Raw genomic sequence first — 17,441 nt, forward strand, 5'->3', positions numbered from 1 at the left:
TACACGATGATGCGCGAGCTTCCTGCCCCGCCCCGTGCGGCCGAGTTCAGTGAGCTGATCAGCAAGAAGGTGGAGGAGGTCAGGTCGTCTGGCGGCACCCGGGAGACCGTGACTGTCGACTGGAACGGGCAGCAGGCCCATGTCGAAGTGATCGACCTGCCGCTCAGCAGCCTCTACTACAACCCGAGCACCCACCGGATCCGCGCTCAGCGGAGCCACGACCCCGCGCGGGACGAGGCGCTGGACAAGGATCCGTGGAGCGCGGAGAGCCAGGACTACTTGCAGTTCCTGCTCAAGGCATCGCCGGCGAACCCGAATCTGCGGGACAAGGACTTCGACACCCTCAAGGACAGCCTCAGGGAGTTCGGGCAGAACGACCCCGGGCTGGTGACCCGCCACGGGGTGCTGGTGAACGGCAACACCCGGGCCGCCGCACTGCGCGAACTGGGCGAGCAGTCGATGCGCGTCGGCGTGCTGCCGGAGTCCTTCACCTGGGCCGACATCAACGCCGTTGAGCTTGCCCTGCAGCTGCGCAAGGACCACCGACGGGACTACTCCTACATCAACCGCCTCCTCGCCATGGAGGAGCAGGCCGCATTGGGGCGCACGCCGGAGCAGATCGCGAAGGACTTCCGGATCCAGGTCCGCACCTACCACCAGGAGCGGTGGATCCTGAGCACCATCCGTGAGCTCAACGAGCGCAGCCGCACGGGTGGCGGCAGCGCCCTGCGCCTGGTGGACTGGGAGGGCGCCCAGGAGCGCCTCAAGGAGCTCCACCGCCTCTACGTAAAGCTGGAAACGGTCGACCGTGACCAGGCGGACGTCCTGAAGGAGATGCGCCTGGCCGCCATCCTTCTCAACTTCTCGAAGACCGACGTCCGTCACATCGACGAGGACTTCCTCAAGGCGGGGTTCGACAAGCAGCTGCCCAGGGGGAGCGGCAGCGCGGCGCAGCCGCAGTCGGTGGCCGTTCCCGGTCTTGGCCTGGAGGTCCCCGCGGCCTCCTCCGCTGTGGCTGAGGCGCGTGCGATGAACGATGAGATCCTCCGAGCCGCCGCTGTGGTGCGGAGTGATGCGCCGGCCATCGGCGATGCGCAGAAGGCCTCGGCACAGGAGGTGTGGGAGCGTGCGCAGAAGGCCTTCGACAAGGCGATCGAAGCCGCTGGGCGCAGCGCTCGGCTGCGCAAGCGCAAGCAACTCGCGCCGGCCCGGCTGGCCGACGCGTGTGCCAGCATTGACCAGTGCGTGAGTGACTTGGTGCAGGCGCGCACGTCCCGCAGCCTGGACGAAGAGCAGTTCGATGAGGCCGTGATCAAGTTGCGGGCCAGTCTGCTCAAGCTCGCGCAGCAGGCGGGCCGGGGGCTGCCGCAGCCCGGCGAAGGCGTTTCCTGGCTGCTGCAGGCTGTCTCGGCGGAGGGTTCGCGTTGACCGGCCTTGAGAAGTCCCTGCGGCTGAGGTTCGACGAGACGCGGACCCGTGTCGTCCTGCGGACGACGGAAACGTATCAGCAGGATCTCGTCCAGCTGGCCGCCCGGTTCCGCACCGGCGGCCAGCTCGGTCCCGCGAGCGCCTCGGTCTCCCTGGACGAGCTGCTGGCGGACCTGGGAGTGCTCAGCACCTGGCCCGACCCGGCCGGTGTCGAGTGGGCGGATGACCTGCGGGACTTGGTGTCCGGGGTGGTCCGGGACGCCCAGACCGTCCAGGAGCGGCTCGCGGGGCGTGAGACGCCTGGCGAAGTTTCGCCTGATGACGTCCCCGCGCTCCTCGGCGATACCTGGAAGGGCGAACTCAGCTCGTTCCAGCGCCGGGACATCGCCAAGCTCCTGTCTCTGCAGCACGGTGCCAACTTCAGCGTCCCCGGCGCAGGGAAGACCCGTGTCGCGCTCGCTGTGTACGCGGCGCAGAAGGCGGCCGGCCGTGTGAGCCGCCTGTTGGTCGTCTGCCCCAAGTCCGCGTACGAGTCGTGGCGTTATGAGACCGCCGCGTGCCTGGTCCATCCTCTGCGCACCAACGTGCTGGACGGATCCATGGACCAGTGGGCTGAGGTGCTCGTGGTGAACTACGAGCGTCTCGACCGGTCGCTGCCCATGCTGGCCAGCTGGCTCAAGGCCGGACCGTCCATGATCATCCTCGACGAGGCTCATCGGATGAAGCTCGGGGCCCGGGGCACGTACGGAGCGGCCTGCATGGCGCTGGGGCCGCTGGCGACGCGCAGGCTGATCCTGACTGGCACGCCGGCCCCGAACGGATCCCGGGACCTGGAAAACCTTTTGGGTTTCGTCTGGCCGGGTCACGGTCAGCGTGCGGTGGTTCAGGCGGTGGCAGGAGGAGACCTGGCCTACGCCAGCTCCGTACTCCGGCCCCTGTTCACGCGTACGACGAAGCAGGAACTCGGCCTGCCGCCCATGCAGCTCGGGTTGCGCTACGTGGACATGCCGCCACTGCACGACGAAATCTACGCGTCTCTTGTGGGCGGTTTGGACGGCGGATCCGCGCGTGAGGACCTGAGTTCACTGGGCAGGACAGCGCTGCGGCTCCTCATGGCCGCGACGAGCCCGGCCCTGCTCCTGGAGGGAGGGAGCAGGTACGAGCCGCTCGCGTACCAGCTTCCGCCGCTGGAAATCCCCGAGGGCAGTTCTCTGTACTCACTCATGCAGAACCTCCCTGACTACGAGCTGTCGCCCAAGTACCAGGAAGCTGTGGCGATCATCGCGGAGAACGCTGCTCAGGGCCGCAAGACGCTGGTATGGACGACGTTCGTCAGGAGCCTGACCACGCTGGAGCGCATGCTGGAGAAGTACAGCCCGGCTGTCGTCTACGGCGGTACCCCGGACCGGGAGGAGCAGCTTCGCCGCTTCCGGGAAGACCCGGCGTGCATGGTGCTCATCTCGAACCCGGCAACACTGGGTGAGGGAATCAGCCTCCACCACGTCTGCCATGACGCCGTGTATGTAGACCGCGACTTCATGGCCGGGCGCTTCCTTCAGAGCCTTGACCGGATCCACCGTCTGGGGCTCGCCCCCGATACGGAGACCCGGGTCACCGTCCTGGCCGTGCGGAACTCCATCGACGAGGTGGTGGCCGCCAGCCTGGAACGGAAGCTTGAGTTCATGGGGCGCATCCTGGACGACCCCACGGTGCAGCAGCTCGCGGACTTGGAGGAGGAGCCGGCCGTCGCCGCCGGCTTGGCACCGAGCGATGTCGAGGCGCTCCTGAGTCACATAGGAGGCTGCTGAGGCTCCCTGCGTGCGGCGGGCATCGTGGGACTACCCTCTGCGTTGTGTCCCTCGAAGGTGAATGGCAAGCTCCGGAAGGTTCCTGGGCCTCCTCCGCAGCCCGGCGCCGCAATATGCAGGCCATCCGTAGCCGTGACACGAAGCCGGAGATCATGATCCGGCGTCTCGTGCACGCCGCGGGGCTTCGGTACCGGGTCGCGGCACGTCCTTTGCCAGACCTTCGCCGGACGGCTGACATGGTATTCCGTCCGGCGAAGGTCGCGGTGTTCATAGACGGCTGCTACTGGCACGGCTGTCCAGAGCACTATGTGCCGCCGAAAACCAACTCTGGATACTGGTCGGACAAGGTTATCCGGAATGTCAAGCGAGACCGCGAGACCGACGAAATTCTGACAGACGCTGGCTGGCTCGTGCTCCGCTTTTGGGAACACGAGCCTTCAGACGCCTGTGCTCACAAAATCACCTTGGCGGTGCTGGAGCGGCGCGGACATCGCCTGGTCCGTGGGGACTGAAATTTCCAGCTGCTGAGGAATATCATCCAGTGGTACAACGCCGGCGGGCTCCATCTTGTATGTCTCCGTGAGCGTCTCGCGGTGTTCCGGCCGCAGAACTGCGGCAATGGCCCGTCCTACGGCCTCCGCTACGGGAGGCGGGAAGGCGTTCCCGACCTGACGGTAACGTGCTGTCTTGCGCCCCTGGAAGTTCCAGTCTTCTGGGAAGCCCTGAATGATCGCAGCCTGTGTCACGGTGAGCATCGGACCGGCCGGACGGAACAAATCACGCTCAGGGTCGCAGCTTTCCGGGTCATTAGCGATGCCCATGCCGTCCACACCCAACTCCCCCCAAGCGCGCTTGGCCCTGGTTGGGCCAAGGTCGGCACCGCCATGCTTCCGTGACCCGCCCACCAGCGTGGGAGCTACTGTCTTACCCGCTGCCGAGGCCTTGCTGATCTGTTCTTTCCACTTGTTGAAGACCGTCTCGCCAGTTGCTTCGCCTGGACCAGCAGGTTCGCCGTACCGATTCTTGTCCCAGAATTCTTTACAGCGGGCAAGCATGCTGTCCTCAAGCTTCTCAAGTACCGTTACTTCATTTCCCTTGAGGCTGATGGGCCACTGGAATTCTGGGCCACCCGGGCTGACTGCGTCCCTGTGGATTGCGACCAGGATGGCGCGCGGGCGAAGCTGCGGGACCCCGAAATAGCGTGCATCGAGTCGTCGCCACACTTTTCGCATGACTACGTCCTGGGCGTTCGCCGACAAGTCCGAATCTATGGTGGGTACCAGGTATCCGTATTTCCTCAGAGTGTCGAGGATTGAGGTCCTGTATTTGATGAAAACTTCCGGAGGCTCCAGAATGCCTCGAACGTTTTCAATCATTACAGCTTTCGGCCTGAGTACATCAATGATGTCGAGTGCGGCTGGGAATAGATCTCGTTCATCGTCCGGCCCAAGCCTGTGTCCTGCGAGAGAGAACGGCGGGCACGGAACTCCGCCTGCGAGCAGGTCGAGTTCTCCCGGCTTCAAATCAAGGCTTTTGAATTCTTCGGAGTCCAAGAAGTCCTTGACGTCCATTGGGCGGATGCCGCTGGCCTTCTCGTCATCCCAGCCGGGCCAGCTGCCGACGTTGGCTCGCAGGGTGGCCACGGCGTGGGGATCCCACTCGACGAGGGCGCGGTGATCGAAGCCAGCGTTGTGCAGTCCGACGGCTTGCCCCCCGGCGCCCGCGCAGATCTCGATCGAGGTCAATGGCGAGGCGAACTGCGGTCGCTCTTGGCCGCTGCGGGGCATGCCGCTCCTCCTGAGGTCATCATCATGCGGGGAGGAACAGTAATCGGAAGCTGTTCCTCGGTACCAAGAGTCTCGCATCTTGTTCTCTGCAGTTGCCCGCGCCTCTATGGCAACAGAACAGTGATCGCGTGAAACGAGGCGCCACCCCGGCCCGGCACAAGCTCCCCCATGGTGCAAAGCAGCACCCCCGACGTGGACACGTACCTCACCGAGGTCCCCGACGGCCGCGAGGTCGTCCTGGCGCGGCTGTGTGAGTTGTGCCGGGTCGAGCTCCGGGGTTTCATGGAGGTCATGGCCTACGGCATGCCCGCGTACGAGCGGGGCGGTGTCGCCGAGGCCGCCTTCGCGAGTCAGAAGCAGTACATCTCCCTCTACATCATGCGCGGCGACGTCCGGGCCGCCTTCGCCGAGCGGCCGGCCGGCCAGGACGCGGGCAAGGGGTGTCCACGGTTCCGCAAGCCGGACGGTGTCGCCCTCGACCTCGTGCGGGACCTGCTGCGGGCCGCCGCCGCGCCGGGGCCGGTCTGCTGACCTCGGGCAGGAACCCGCCGCTCGACTTCGCCTCCATGGGGCGAGGCCGGCTGCACCCTCCGACATAGGCCGATCTCCGCCCGGCGGGGGACGTCCGGCCCCCGGTGCGGCGGATGAAATGGAGGCAGCGCGCCGAGGCGGCGCGCCCGAGTGCCGGACCCCACGCACGCCGGAGGGGGTGGCCCGCTGTCCACCTCACCCCCGGCGCCGCAACGGAAGCACGTCGTCCATTTAAGTTGTGTGCAATCTAGTTGCACACAATCAAATGGCGCGCTACCTTCTACATCAGTGCTCAGCGCACACCAGACCTCAGAGAGGGGCAGTCACCATGCCGTTCATCACCGTCGGCCAGGAGAACAGCACCACCATCGACCTGTACTACGAGGACCACGGCACCGGGCAGCCGGTCGTGCTGATCCACGGGTACCCGCTCGACGGTCACTCCTGGGAGAAGCAGACCGCCGCCCTGCTCGCCGCCGGCTACCGGGTCATCACCTACGACCGGCGCGGGTTCGGGCAGTCCAGCCAGCCCACCACCGGCTACGACTACGACACCTTCGCCGCCGACCTGAACACCGTCATGGAGACCCTGGACCTGCGCGACGCGGTCCTCGTCGGGTTCTCCATGGGCACCGGCGAGGTCGGTCGGTACCTCGGCACCTACGGGTCGGAGCGCGTCGCGAAGGCCGCCTTCCTCGCCTCGCTCGAGCCGTACCTGCTCAAGACGGACGACAACCCCGAGGGCGTCGACGCCGCCGTCTTCGAGGGGATCGAGAAGGCCGTCACCGCGGACCGGTACGCCTACTTCACCGCTTTCTACCAGGACTTCTACAACCTGGACGAGAACCTCGGCACCCGCATCAGCGAAGAGGCCCTGCGCAACAGCTGGAACGTCGCCGCCGGGTCCTCCCCGTACGCGTCCATCGCCGCCGTCGCCACCTGGACCACCGACTTCCGGGCCGACGTGGCCAAGGTCGACGTCCCGGCGCTGATCCTGCACGGCACCGCCGACCGGATCCTGCCCATCGAGTCCACCGGCGAGCCCTTCCACCGGGCCCTGCCCCAGGCCGAGTACGTCGTGATCGAGGGCGCCCCGCACGGCCTGCTGTGGACCCACGCCCAGGAGGTCACCGACGCCCTCCTCGCCTTCCTGGCCAAGTGAGCCGGCCCCACCGGCAAACAGTGCGCCCGGCCGCCGGAGGTATCGGTGGCCGGGCGCACCCGCGCGCACGCGTCAAGGCGCCGCAGCGCTACACCCCGTGGCACTCCCCGTACGCCCGCCCCGACCCGCACCAGCACGCCTCCGTGCGCTCCGGCGGCCACGCCACCGCGCGCCCCCGCGCCGCCAGCGTGGTCGCGTACTGCGGGAGGAGCGACGCGTCCGACGGGGAGGCCAGCTCGGACGCGGCGAACGCCTCGTACGACGGGACCGTGCCCCGCACGATGCCCAGGTTCGGCGTGCCGGAGGCGGCCAGTTCGCGCAGGGCCGCCTCTATCGTCTCCAGGTGCGCCTCGTAGGACGGGTACTCCTCCGCCAGCTCCGGGTACGCCTCCGTCAGCTCCGCCAGCTCGTCGGCCGGCCAGTGCAGCACCGCCACCGGGAAGGGACGGGACAGCGCCTCCCGGTACGCGCCCAGTTCGGCGCGCAGGCGCAGGATCTCCGCCTCCAGCTCCTCCGGGTTCTCCGAGCCCAGTGACCACACGCGCTTGGGGTCGTGCAGCTCGTCCAGGCCGATGGGGAGCCGGTGCACGGTGTCCGCGAGCGCGTCCCACTCGTCGTGCGGCGCGCCCAGCATCCTGCGCACGCGGTGGCGGCCGAAGAGCAGCGGGTGCGTGGCGCGCGGCGGCTCCGTCACGCCGGTCAGCAGCAGACGCACCGCCTCGGTGAACGTCTCGTGCGCCTGCTCCAGCTCGTCGTGCGCCTCCAGCGCCTCCGCGGCGATCACCCAGGGGGCGGGGTCGCGCGGGGACGCCGTGCGGATGCCGTCGATGATCGCGCGGGCCTCCGCCTCGTGGCCGTACTCCCACAGGTTGGACGCCTTCAGGGCGCGGACCAGGTGGGGCTTGTCCAGGTCGGTGTCCGAGGCCAGCAGGCGGTCGTAGAGGGCCGTCGCGGCCGGGCGGTCACCGGCCAGCTCCCGGTGGGCGGCGGCCCGCAGCAGCAGGGCTTCGGCGTCCTCGGGGTAGCGGTCGGCGGTCCGCTCCAGACGGGCGGCCTCGTTGATGTGGTCGACGTTTTCGGCAGGCGTGTCGGAGCGCATGGGGGACACCGTACTGCCGACGGGTGACAGAGGAGAGGGACCGAAGTCCTCCGACACGTGCGGCGACCGCCCCGCCCGCGGAACCGTCGCGGAACCGTCGGGGAACCGCGGGGGCCGTCCCGGACGTCGACGTGGTGCCGGGACCGGGACGTGGAGGGGGCTCGGCCGGGACTCGTCCGGCATCCGGCCGGCCCGGTCGGCCGGGCGCTGCTCCAGCCCGAGCGGCCGCCGGCAGGCCGTGGGGACGGATCCCCTGTGACGCCCGCCCGGCGGCGGAGCCTGGCACAATGCGGTGCACGACGCACCACGGGACGGAGAGGGGGACACGGCACATGACACGGCCCATGACGCGGCACACGACCGCAGGACGGCCGGCCGCGTGTTCCGTACGCACCCTCCTCGCCGTGCTCTTCCCGCTGCTCCAGGTCGCCCTGCTGCTGACCCCGGCCCCCGACGGCGGACTCTCCCTGGTCCACGTCACGCTCGCCGCGACCGCCGCGGCCGGGGCCGCCCTCACCGTGTGCGCCGTGATCGCCGCCCGCAGCGCGCCCGCCGTGCCGCCCACCCGGGTGCGGACGGCCCTGCGCGACCGCGACCGGCGCACCGCCTTCCTGCCCCAGCGAGATCCCGACGCCAAGGGCCGCACCCGGCCCCGAGCGCCCGGTCACGCCCTCCCGGCGACCGCCGCGCAGGGCACCTCGTAGGGCACCTCGCAGGGAACTTCCTCCGAGCGTCCCTCCGTTCCGCACGCCGCCCCGCGCGGGTCGTCATGCCGACCTTCCCGAACCCGTCCCGGCCGTCCGTCGCGCCGGGACCCCCGGCACGACGAGACCCCCGGAGGGCTCACCCATGTCCGTCTTCGCCAGCCTGGTCGAGCACCTCGCCGACCTGCTCCGCCCCCTGTTCGGCCTGTCCGCCGCGGCCGCCGCGATCATCGTGTTCACCGCCCTCGTACGCCTCCTCGTCCACCCCCTGTCCCGGGCCGCCGCGCGCGGACAGAAGGCACGGGCCGCGCTCCAGCCGCGGATCGCCGAACTGCGCCGCAAGCACGGCAGGAACCCCGAGAAGCTCCAGAAGGCCGTGCTGGAACTGCACGCGGAGGAGAAGGTGTCCCCGCTGTCCGGCTGCCTGCCCAGCCTGCTCCAGCTCCCCGCGTTCTTCCTGCTGTACCACCTCTTCTCCAGCGGCACGATCGGCGGCGAGCCCAACGACCTGCTCACCCACCGGCTGCTCGACGCGCCCCTCGGCGGACGGTGGGCGGACGCCCTCGGCGACGGCGGCCCGTTCGGCGGGGCGGGCCTGGTGTACCTCGGCCTCTTCGCCGTCGTCGCGGTCGTCGCGTACGCCAGTTACCGGCTCTCCCGCCGGATGATGGACGCCTCCGCGGCGGCGGCGGGCGCGGGAGCGGGCGCGGACCCGCAGGCGCCGGGCCTCGCCGCCATGGGCGGGGTGATGCGGGTGATGCCGTTCATGTCCTTCCTCACGCTGGTCACCGTCGCCGTCGTGCCCCTCGCCGCCGCCTTGTACGTGGTGACCTCCACGACGTGGAGCGTGGTCGAGCGGGCCGTCCTGTACCGGTGACGGCGGGCGCCCGCTCCGCGCGCGGCGGGTCCAGCCGTCCCCGGGCCGCAGCCGGAAGGCGGGGCGTACGGCCGGGCCGTCGTCGGCGTCCCCGGGACACCGGCTGCCCGCCCCTCCATCGCCGGCAGGCGCTCGGTCCGCAGGATCTCCTGGGCGACTCCCTGCCGTCGGAGTGCCGTCGCGCCGTCGCGCCGTCACACGGTCTTTCAGGGCGGGGAGAGGACTCCGCCCAGGTCGGGGCGGGTATAGCGCCGTGTTATCGCCAACCGTTAGTACCCCGTTGGACGAATCTTCGGGAACCTGTGCCGTACCCCACACCGAACTCCTGTGTCACGGGCAGGAGTTCGGCTGGGGTGCGGCCCCGTGTTCCTCGCCGGGCCGCGTCCCCCACAGCTGAGCACGCACCCCCTGCGTGCCCGTCGAATCGAGGAACCTTGCGCATAACCCGGCTCGTTCCCGCGCTCGCCGCCGCCGCGGTCACCGTCCTCGCACTCCTCAGCCCCACCGCCGCCGCGGCCGAGGCCCCGGCGCCGCCCCCGATCACCAAGGCGCCGCAGCCCATCATCGGCGGCGGTCAGGCCTCCAGCGGTCCCTGGGCCGCACGGCTGTTCTCCAACGGCCGTGAGACCTGCTCGGCCACCATCATCGCGCCGACCTGGATCCTCACCGCCAAGCACTGTGTCACCGGCGGCGGCCTGTCCTTCCGCATCGGCAGCCTGGACCAGCACAGCGGCGGCACCGTCGCCAACGGCGTCCAGACCTACACCCACGGCTCGGACCTCGCGCTCGTCCGCCTCGACCGCTCCGTGTCCGCGACCTACGCCCGCCTCGGCCAGCCGGGCACCGTCCGCGTCGGCCAGAACGTCCAGGTGTACGGCTGGGGCGCCACCTCCCGGTGCGGCTCCGAGGCCAACTGCCAGTCCCGGTACCTGAAGGTCGCCAACGTCACCGTCACCGGCGGCTGCTCGGACGCCTACGGCGGCTCCGCGATCTGCGCCCGCCGCGGCGACGGCATCACCGCCGGCGGCGACTCCGGCGGCCCGATGATGGCGAACGGCGTCCAGGTGGGCGTCGCCTCGACCAGCGACCGCCAGACGACCACGGCGTACACCAACGTGACGGCGTACCGCTCCTGGATCCAGTCGGTGGCGGGCGTCTGAGACCTGGATCCCGTCGGTCGCGGGCGGCCGGCCGGCCGCCCCGGCCCGCCGTCCGCACACACGCTCCCCGGCCCGGCGCACGTGTCGCTCCGCCTCCCCGGGCCGGGGACGCGCCACGGGCCCCGGCCCCCCACCGCTCGCGCCGTGGCGGAGGGGCCGGGGCCCGTGACCCCGGACGACGTACCGGCGAGTCCCCGGATGCGTCATGCCGGGTGCGCCACGGGAGTCAGGGCGCCGGGGCCTCAGTGCGCGGCCAGGAACCGCTCCAGCGCCTCCACCACCAGGCGGTGGTCCTGGAGCTGGGGCAGCCCCGACACCGTGACCGCGCCGATCACGCCCACGTCCGCCACGGTGATGGGGAACGAACCGCCGTGCGCCGCGTACGTGTCGGGGTCCAGGCGGGAGGACGCCTCGAACGTCGTGCCCTTGGCCCGGAACCGCGCGCCCACGAGGTAGGACGCGGAGCCGTAGCGCTCGACCACCCGGCGCTTGCGGGCGATCCACGCGTCGTTGTCCGGCGTGGAGCCGGGCAGCGCGGCGTGGAAGAGCTGCTGACCCGCGCGGTGGATGTCGACGGCGACCGGGGCCTGCCGCTCCCGGGCCATCTCCACCAGGAGGCGACCCAGCGCCCAGGCGTCCTCATGGGTGAACCGGCGGAAGACCAGGCGCTGTTCCTGCGCCTCCAGCTCCTCGACGGTCGGGGTCGTTTCGGACTCGCTCACAGCGTCACCGTCACCTTCTCGGCGGCCGAACGGCGCGCCGCCTCCAGGACGTCGAGGGCAGCGGCCGCCTCCAGCGCGGTCACCGGGTTGGGGCCGCCGTCGCGCAGGGCCCGCGCCACGGCCGCGTAGTAGGCGGGGTAGTCGCCCGGCAGCGTCTCCACGGCACGTCCGCCGCCGGTCACCGGGGACTCCCCGGCGCCGAGGCGGCCCCACAGCTCCTCCGGTTCCGTGCCCCACGCGGCGCCGGACGCGCCCGGGCGCGCACCGTCGCGCAGGGCGGCCTCCTGCGGGTCCAGGCCGTGCTTGACGTAGCCGGCCCTCGAGCCGAGGACGCGGAAGCGGGGGCCGAGCTGGGCGGTGGTCGCGGAGACGTACAGGTGGGAGCGGACCCCGCTCGCGTGGGTGAGCGCGAGGAAGGTGTCGTCGTCGGTCCGCGCGCCCTCGCGGCGGACGTCCGTCTCCGCGTACACCGACGTCACCGGGCCGAACAGGACCAGTGCCTGGTCGACGACGTGGCTGCCGAGGTCGTACAGCAGGCCGCCGATCTCCGCCGGGTCGCCGGACTCCCGCCAGCCGCCCTTGAGCTGCGGGCGCCAGCGCTCGAAACGCGATTCGAACCGGTACACCTCGCCCAGCTCGCCGTCGGCGATCAGGCGGCGCAGGGTGAGGAAGTCGTTGTCCCAGCGGCGGTTCTGGAAGACGGACAGCAGCAGGCCGCGCTCCTCGGCGAGCTCGGCGAGCGCGCGGGCCTGAGCCGCCGTGCCCGCGACGGGCTTGTCCACGACGACCGGCAGACCGGCCTCCAGCGCGGCGGTGGCGAGCGGGACGTGCGTCCGGTTCGGGGACGCGACGACGATCAGGTCCAGTTCGCCCGCGCGCGCCCACAGCTCGTCCGCCGAGGCGGCGACCGTGACGTCCGGGAACTCGGCGCGGGCCTGCGCCTGCCGCTCGGGGTTCGAGGTGACGACCGTGTCGAGCGTGAGGCCCTGGGTCGCGGCGATCAGCGGGGCGTGGAACACGGAACCCGCGAGGCCGTAGCCGACGAGGCCGACGCGGAGGGGAGTGCCAGTCATGCCCCTACTTTCGCAACGCTGTTGCCAAAGTGCAAGAGCGGGCCACAATGGGCGGGTGAACAGGACGTACGGCGGTGGCATGCGGGGCGCGGGCGGCGGGGCCAACCTCCTGGCCCTGCGCAGCCACAACACCGCGCTGGTGCTGGACCTGCTGCGCACGGCGGGAGCGGAGGGCATCAGCCGGCTGGAGCTCGCCGAGCGGACCGGGCTCACCCCGCAGGCGGTCAGCAAGATAACCGCCCGGCTCCGCGAGGAGGGCCTCGCGGCGGAGGCCGGGCGCCGGGCGTCCACGGGCGGCAAGCCGCGCACGGTGCTGCGGCTGGTCCCGGAGGCGGGCCACGCGGTGGGCGTGCATCTGGACCGCGACGAGCTCCGGGCCGTGCTGGCCGACCTCGACGGCACCGTGGTCGCGCGGCGGCACGCGCCGCTGGACCTGGGCGCCGGGGCGGAGGCGGTGCTGACACGGGTCGCGTCGGCGGTGGGGGAACTGGGGTCTGAGCTGTCGGGAGGGGGCTCGCTCCTGGGGGTCGGGGTGGCGCTGCCCGGGCCGCTCGACCACCGGCGGGGAGTGCTGCACCGGGTGACGGGGTTTCCCGAGTGGGACGGGTTTCCGCTGCGGGACGCCCTGTCCGAGCGGCTGGGGGCGGTGCCCGTGGTCGTGGACAAGGACACCAACGCGGTGGCGCTCGGGCTGGCGGTCGGGGGCGAGGGCGGGTCCTTCGCCTATCTGCACCTCGGTACGGGACTGGGGGCCGGGCTGGTCGTCGGCGGGAGCGTGCACCGGGGACCGCGGACGGGGGCGGGGGAGTTCGGGCACCAGGTGGTGCAGCTCGACGGGCCGCCGTGCGGGTGCGGGGACCGCGGGTGCGTGGAGGCGCTGTGCCTGGCGGCGGTGGCGCGGGGGGAGACGGCGGAGGCGGCGCGGGTGCTGGGGACCGGCGCGGCGAACCTGGTGGGGCTGCTGGACATCGACCGGGTGCTGGTCGGCGGTCGCACGGTGGAGGGGGCGCCGGAGGTGTTCGTCCGGGGGGTGCGGGCGGTGCTGGAGGCGCGGGCCCGCAGGACGGGCGAGGAGGGGGTCGCGGTGCGGGTGGTCCCCGGGGAGGGGCGGGTCGCCGAGGGGGCGGCGCAGTTGGTGCTGGCGCCGGTGTTCGGGCAGGACGGGTAGCCGCGCGGGCGGGGTTCCGGTCAGTACCCGGTGCGGGTGGGGGCCGGGGGCGCCGCGCGACCCGGCGCTTGCGGGGCGCCTCCCCCGGAGGAGGTGCCCCCAGCGCCCACCCGTGCCCCTGGGGGTACCACCCAGGCCCTTGAGGCACTGGGGGAGGCACGGCTGCCCCGGCCGGGGCAGGGGGGACGCCGTTCCCACGGTGATCCCATGCTGTTTAGGCTGGGGCTCACGGCACCGCGTACGGCGAGGAGATCGCGCACATGGCAGACCGCAAGCCCATCGAGTCCTGGCTCACCGACATGGACGGGGTGCTGATCCACGAAGGGGTGCCGATTCCCGGGGCCGACGCCTTCCTCAAGAAGCTGCGCGAGTCCGGGCGGCCCTTCCTGGTGCTCACCAACAACTCGATCTACACCCCGCGCGACCTGCACGCCCGGCTGCGCCGGATGGGGCTCGAGGTGCCGATCGAGAACATCTGGACGTCCGCCCTGGCCACCGCCAAGTTCCTCGACGACCAGCGGCCCGGCGGGTCGGCGTACGTCATCGGCGAGGCCGGCCTGACCACCGCGCTGCACGACATCGGGTACATCCTCACCGACCACGACCCCGACTACGTGGTCCTCGGCGAGACCCGCACCTACTCGTTCGAGGCGATGACCAAGGCGGTCCGGCTGATCAACGCCGGGGCCCGTTTCATCTGCACCAACCCCGACGAGACCGGCCCCTCCACCGAGGGCCCGCTCCCGGCGACCGGCGCGGTGGCCGCGCTCATCACCAAGGCGACCGGCCGGCAGCCCTACTTCGCCGGCAAGCCGAACCCGCTGATGATGCGCACCGGGCTCAACGCCCTCGGGGCGCACTCGGAGAGCAGCGCGATGATCGGCGACCGGATGGACACCGACGTGCTGGCGGGCATCGAGGCCGGCATGAAGACGTACCTCGTGCTCACCGGGCTGACCCGGCCGGAGCAGGTGGAGAACTTCCCGTACCGGCCGTCCAAGGTCGTCGACTCCATCGCGGACATCGTCGACCTGGTCTGACCTCCCGGGGTCCCCGAGGTCTCCGAAAACCCCGAAGACCCCCGAGGCCCCCGGAGACCCCCGAAAGGCCCCCCGGCCCCGCATCCCGTTCACCCGCCCGGCCCAAGGTCGCGCGTATGGGAGTGCGGGGCCGGACCGTGCGCGGGAACCTTCTGAGTGTCTGGAGGTTCACGATGGGTAAGCGGCGACTCGCTCTCTGCGCGGGTGTCCTGGCCGTCACCGTGTTCGGTCCGGCGGCCCGGGCGGCGGACGCGGCGGACGGCGGGAGCGTCACCGTGCTCCCGGCGGCCCCCGCGCCCGGGGGCGACATCGTCCTCAGGGTGACCGGGTGCGACGTGCGCGAGACGGTCGCGCGGTCCCCGGCGCTGGTGTCCGACGCCCGCCTCACCCCCGCCGGGGACGGCCTCGCGGGCGACGCGCGGGTACGGTCCACGCTCACCGCCGGGACGTACCCGGTGACCGTCGCCTGTGACGGCGCGGAACACAAGGGCACCCTCGAGGTCGCCCGGAAGCAGGCCCCCGCCGGGGGAGCCGGGCCCTCCGCGCACTCGTCCCCCGTCGCCCCCGTGAACGCCGGAGGCGGCGGCGCCGCGCGTCCCCTCGCCGGTGGCCGGGAGGAGCACGGGCCCGGCACCGCGCAGACGGTGGTCGCGCTCGCCCTGGCCGGGACCGCCGCCCTCACCGTGCACCGCGCGGCCCGCCGGCAGGCCCGGCGCGGACGGGGGACGAAGTGACCGGCATCGCGCGCGCGACGACGAAGCGGCTGCCCGCCGGGGCGGTCTGGGCGGCGCTGCTGCTCGGGCTGTGGCTGTGGGGCCAGGGGCTCACCGAGGTGCCCGCCGGATCGGCCGGGCCCGCCACCGGCGACATGGCGGCGGCCGGACGTCCGCCCCTGACCGACCTGCCCACCGTCCACCGGCCGCTGAAGGCCGCCGAGCCGCTCACCCTCCACATCCCCGGCCTGGAGCTGCGCGCCCCGGTCGTCGCCCGCGGCCTGGACGAGCGCGGCGCCCCCGACCCGCCGCCGCTCGACCGTGCGGGCGAGGTCGGCTGGTACGCGGCCGGAACCGCCCCCGGCGCGGAGGGCGCCGCGCTGATGGTCGGGCACGTCGACTCCCGGACCCGGCCCGCCGTCTTCCACCGGCTGGACACGCTGGAGCCCGGCCAGGAGATCCGGGTGGCCCGCGGGGACGGCACGGTCGCCGAGTTCACCGTCGAGGACGTCCGCGTGCTCGACCGGGACGGCTTCGACGCCCAGGAGGCGTACGGCCCGCGCCACGAGGGGCGCGCCGAGCTCCGGCTGATCACCTGCGGCGGCGCCTTCGACCGCGCGACCGGCGCCTACGAGGCCAACGTGGTGGTCTCCGCGTACCTCACCGACGCCTGAGCTCCAGGAGCGGCCCGCCGCGCCCGGCCCGGCCGACGGCCTGCTCCCGGGGGCCGTCGGCCGGACCGGTCCTCGACCGCGCGGCGCACGGGCCGCGGGAGGGTGGCCCGGCGGGACGCGCGGGAGGTCCACAGAAGACGCGCGGGTGCACCGGCCTGGCCGCCGGCCGGCCGGTGCGTCCGACTCTAGGGGGAAAGCCGGGCCCGGCCAGAGGCCGGATCTCGTCACGTCCCGCACCGGTCGCGTTCCGTGGCCGGCGCAGGTGGACGTGGATCCGGCCACGCGCGGCGGCACGGCGGCGCGTCCGCCCGGCACCCGCTGCAACGGGGCGTGGACAGGCGGGACTCGGCCGTCCTGGCACCGGAGCGCGGTGTGCCAGGATTGGGGCTCGGAAGACGTGGAGCAAGCGCGCCCAAGGGGGGTTGGATGTACGGCAGCAGGGGGGTCGGGGCGTTCGCCGGGAGGCGGGCGTCCGCGGCGGTGCTGGGGGCGGCGCTGCTGCTCGCGGGATGTTCCTCCGGGGGTGACGACGACAAGGAGGAGGGCTCGGCCGGCGCTGTCGTCACGCAGCAGCCGAAGGAGGCGGCCCCCTTCTGGGTCAACCCGGACGGCCTCGCGGTGCGCAAGGTCGCCGAGCTGCGCGAGGACGGCAGGAAGACCGAGGCGGAGCAGCTCCGCAAGATAGCCGAGCAGCCCGTCGCGGAGTGGATCAACCCCGAGAACCCCGAGGAGCAGGCCCGGGAGCTCACCGAGGCCGCCGACGAGGCCGGCCGCCGGGCGGTGCTGGTCCTCTACAACATCCCGCACCGCGACTGCGGCCAGTACTCGCAGGGCGGCGCCCCCGACGGCGACGCCTACCGGGACTTCGTCGACGCGGTGGCCGAGGGCATCGGGGACCGCCCGGCGACGGTGGTGCTGGAGCCGGACGCGGTGCTGCACCTGGTCGACGGCTGCACCCCGCAGGAGTACCACGAGGAGCGCTACGACCTCCTCAAGGGCGCCGTCGCCGAGCTCAAGGGCCTGAAGGACACCAAGGTGTACCTGGACGCGGGCAACGCGGGCTGGGGCGACCCCGACCAGATCCACGAGCCGCTGAAGTGGGCCGGCATCGGCCAGGCCGACGGCTTCGCGGTGAACGTCTCGAACTTCTACACCACCGAGGCCTCCATCGCGTACGGCAAGAAGCTGTCCGCGAAGGTCGGCGGGAAGCACTTCGTCATCGACACCAGCCGCAACGGCAACGGCCCCTACACCGGGGGCGACGCCGAGGAACGCTGGTGCAACCCGCCCGGCCGGGCGCTCGGCGAGACCCCGACGACCCGCACGGCCGACCCGCTCGTCGACGCCTACCTGTGGATCAAGCGCCCGGGAGAGTCGGACGGCGAGTGCAAGGGCGGCCCGAAGGCCGGCGAGTGGTGGGAGGAGTACGCCCTGGACCTCGCCCGCGGCACGGCCGGCTGACGCGGCCGGCGGGACCGGGACGCGAAGGGGGCGC

General features: G+C 72.0%; 17 protein-coding genes. 13 read left to right on the forward strand and 4 right to left on the reverse strand.

Annotated features, from left to right (window positions below):
- Positions 1 to 6: 6 nt before the first annotated feature.
- The 3 genes from C1708_RS20500 to C1708_RS20510 are packed head-to-tail and all read left to right on the forward strand — an operon-like array spanning position 7 to position 3,748.
- The gene (locus C1708_RS20500; RefSeq protein WP_106414046.1) at positions 7 to 1,428 is read left to right on the forward strand and encodes a ParB N-terminal domain-containing protein; all 1,422 of its coding nucleotides are present in this window, start codon (positions 7 to 9) and stop codon (positions 1,426 to 1,428) included.
- A complete protein-coding gene (locus tag C1708_RS20505) occupies positions 1,425 to 3,236 on the forward strand; it encodes a DEAD/DEAH box helicase (RefSeq protein ID WP_198602547.1) in 1,812 nt (603 codons plus the stop codon). The genes C1708_RS20500 and C1708_RS20505 overlap by 4 nt, the downstream gene beginning before the upstream one ends.
- 44 nt (positions 3,237 to 3,280) lie before the next feature.
- The gene (locus tag C1708_RS20510) at positions 3,281 to 3,748 is read left to right on the forward strand and encodes a very short patch repair endonuclease (RefSeq protein ID WP_106414047.1); all 468 of its coding nucleotides are present in this window, start codon (positions 3,281 to 3,283) and stop codon (positions 3,746 to 3,748) included.
- Here C1708_RS20510 and C1708_RS20515 read toward each other — a convergent pair.
- Positions 3,674 to 5,023: a DNA cytosine methyltransferase gene (locus tag C1708_RS20515; RefSeq protein ID WP_106414048.1), complete on the reverse strand. Its 1,350-nt coding sequence runs from the start codon at positions 5,021 to 5,023 to the stop codon at positions 3,674 to 3,676. The two genes, C1708_RS20510 and C1708_RS20515, sit on opposite strands and share 75 nt — an antisense overlap.
- Before the next feature lie 168 nt (positions 5,024 to 5,191).
- Here C1708_RS20515 and C1708_RS20520 point away from each other — a divergent pair, with 168 nt between their 5' ends.
- Together C1708_RS20520 and C1708_RS20525 are read left to right on the forward strand one after the other, a co-directional pair.
- Positions 5,192 to 5,554 carry a DUF1801 domain-containing protein gene (locus tag C1708_RS20520; RefSeq protein WP_106414049.1) on the forward strand — a complete coding sequence of 121 codons (363 nt, stop codon included), beginning with the start codon at positions 5,192 to 5,194 and terminating at the stop codon, positions 5,552 to 5,554.
- A 328-nt stretch (positions 5,555 to 5,882) separates the two neighbouring features.
- Entirely contained in the window at positions 5,883 to 6,716 is an 834-nt protein-coding gene (locus C1708_RS20525; protein WP_106414050.1) for an alpha/beta fold hydrolase, read from the forward strand.
- A gap of 88 nt (positions 6,717 to 6,804) precedes the next feature.
- Here C1708_RS20525 and C1708_RS20530 read toward each other — a convergent pair whose 3' ends face one another.
- The gene (locus C1708_RS20530) at positions 6,805 to 7,815 is read right to left on the reverse strand and encodes an SEC-C domain-containing protein (RefSeq protein WP_106414051.1); all 1,011 of its coding nucleotides are present in this window, start codon (positions 7,813 to 7,815) and stop codon (positions 6,805 to 6,807) included.
- 344 nt (positions 7,816 to 8,159) lie between these two features.
- On the opposite strand from C1708_RS20530, the gene C1708_RS20535 reads away from it, so the two are divergent.
- From C1708_RS20535 to C1708_RS20545, 3 genes are all read left to right on the forward strand, one after another.
- Positions 8,160 to 8,519 (forward strand): DUF6412 domain-containing protein, encoded by a 360-nt coding sequence (locus C1708_RS20535; protein ID WP_106414052.1) that lies wholly within the window; start codon positions 8,160 to 8,162, stop codon positions 8,517 to 8,519.
- A 145-nt stretch (positions 8,520 to 8,664) separates the two neighbouring features.
- Complete coding sequence (locus C1708_RS20540; RefSeq protein ID WP_106414053.1) at positions 8,665 to 9,396, forward strand: YidC/Oxa1 family membrane protein insertase; 732 nt, start codon at positions 8,665 to 8,667, stop codon at positions 9,394 to 9,396.
- Between the two features lie 434 nt (positions 9,397 to 9,830).
- Entirely contained in the window at positions 9,831 to 10,556 is a 726-nt protein-coding gene (locus C1708_RS20545) for a S1 family peptidase (protein WP_106414054.1), read from the forward strand.
- 242 nt (positions 10,557 to 10,798) lie between these two features.
- Here the strand turns inward: C1708_RS20545 and C1708_RS20550 are convergent, their stop codons facing one another.
- The gene (locus tag C1708_RS20550; protein WP_106414055.1) at positions 10,799 to 11,278 is read right to left on the reverse strand and encodes a heme-degrading domain-containing protein; all 480 of its coding nucleotides are present in this window, start codon (positions 11,276 to 11,278) and stop codon (positions 10,799 to 10,801) included.
- Positions 11,275 to 12,351, reverse strand: coding sequence for a Gfo/Idh/MocA family oxidoreductase (locus C1708_RS20555; protein ID WP_106414056.1), 1,077 nt, complete (start codon positions 12,349 to 12,351; stop codon positions 11,275 to 11,277). Before C1708_RS20555 ends, C1708_RS20550 begins: the two co-directional genes overlap by 4 nt.
- A 79-nt stretch (positions 12,352 to 12,430) precedes the next feature.
- On the opposite strand from C1708_RS20555, the gene C1708_RS20560 reads away from it, so the two are divergent.
- The 5 genes from C1708_RS20560 (at position 12,431) to C1708_RS20580 (ending at position 17,407) form a co-directional block, all read left to right on the forward strand.
- Positions 12,431 to 13,519, forward strand: a complete 1,089-nt coding sequence (locus C1708_RS20560) for an ROK family transcriptional regulator (RefSeq protein ID WP_106414057.1) — start codon at positions 12,431 to 12,433, stop codon at positions 13,517 to 13,519.
- 260 nt (positions 13,520 to 13,779) lie between these two features.
- Positions 13,780 to 14,559, forward strand: a complete 780-nt coding sequence (locus C1708_RS20565; protein ID WP_106414058.1) for an HAD-IIA family hydrolase — start codon at positions 13,780 to 13,782, stop codon at positions 14,557 to 14,559.
- A gap of 173 nt (positions 14,560 to 14,732) precedes the next feature.
- Positions 14,733 to 15,293 carry a hypothetical protein gene (locus tag C1708_RS20570; protein WP_106414059.1) on the forward strand — a complete coding sequence of 187 codons (561 nt, stop codon included), beginning with the start codon at positions 14,733 to 14,735 and terminating at the stop codon, positions 15,291 to 15,293.
- Positions 15,290 to 15,946, forward strand: a complete 657-nt coding sequence (locus C1708_RS20575; RefSeq protein ID WP_106414060.1) for a class F sortase — start codon at positions 15,290 to 15,292, stop codon at positions 15,944 to 15,946. The genes C1708_RS20570 and C1708_RS20575 overlap by 4 nt, the downstream gene beginning before the upstream one ends.
- A gap of 426 nt (positions 15,947 to 16,372) precedes the next feature.
- Positions 16,373 to 17,407, forward strand: a complete 1,035-nt coding sequence (locus C1708_RS20580; RefSeq protein WP_106414061.1) for a glycoside hydrolase family 6 protein — start codon at positions 16,373 to 16,375, stop codon at positions 17,405 to 17,407.
- Positions 17,408 to 17,441: the final 34 nt, after the last annotated feature.

This window comes from Streptomyces sp. DH-12 (genome assembly GCF_002899455.1).
Classification (GTDB): domain Bacteria; phylum Actinomycetota; class Actinomycetes; order Streptomycetales; family Streptomycetaceae; genus Streptomyces.

What these genes read in the sequence shown, in the direction of transcription:
- C1708_RS20560 (WP_106414057.1), top strand. Translation starts at nt 12,431, where the DNA reads ATGCGGGGCGCGGGCGGCGGGGCCAACCTCCTGGCCCTGCGCAGCCAC.
- C1708_RS20580 (WP_106414061.1), top strand. Translation starts at nt 16,373, where the DNA reads ATGTACGGCAGCAGGGGGGTCGGGGCGTTCGCCGGGAGGCGGGCGTCC.
- C1708_RS20555 (WP_106414056.1), bottom strand. Translation starts at nt 12,351, where the DNA reads ATGACTGGCACTCCCCTCCGCGTCGGCCTCGTCGGCTACGGCCTCGCG.
- C1708_RS20530 (WP_106414051.1), bottom strand. Translation starts at nt 7,815, where the DNA reads ATGCGCTCCGACACGCCTGCCGAAAACGTCGACCACATCAACGAGGCC.
- C1708_RS20570 (WP_106414059.1), top strand. Translation starts at nt 14,733, where the DNA reads ATGGGTAAGCGGCGACTCGCTCTCTGCGCGGGTGTCCTGGCCGTCACC.
- C1708_RS20565 (WP_106414058.1), top strand. Translation starts at nt 13,780, where the DNA reads ATGGCAGACCGCAAGCCCATCGAGTCCTGGCTCACCGACATGGACGGG.
- C1708_RS20515 (WP_106414048.1), bottom strand. Translation starts at nt 5,023, where the DNA reads ATGCCCCGCAGCGGCCAAGAGCGACCGCAGTTCGCCTCGCCATTGACC.
- C1708_RS20525 (WP_106414050.1), top strand. Translation starts at nt 5,883, where the DNA reads ATGCCGTTCATCACCGTCGGCCAGGAGAACAGCACCACCATCGACCTG.
- C1708_RS20520 (WP_106414049.1), top strand. Translation starts at nt 5,192, where the DNA reads ATGGTGCAAAGCAGCACCCCCGACGTGGACACGTACCTCACCGAGGTC.
- C1708_RS20540 (WP_106414053.1), top strand. Translation starts at nt 8,665, where the DNA reads ATGTCCGTCTTCGCCAGCCTGGTCGAGCACCTCGCCGACCTGCTCCGC.
- C1708_RS20535 (WP_106414052.1), top strand. Translation starts at nt 8,160, where the DNA reads ATGACGCGGCACACGACCGCAGGACGGCCGGCCGCGTGTTCCGTACGC.
- C1708_RS20500 (WP_106414046.1), top strand. Translation starts at nt 7, where the DNA reads ATGATGCGCGAGCTTCCTGCCCCGCCCCGTGCGGCCGAGTTCAGTGAG.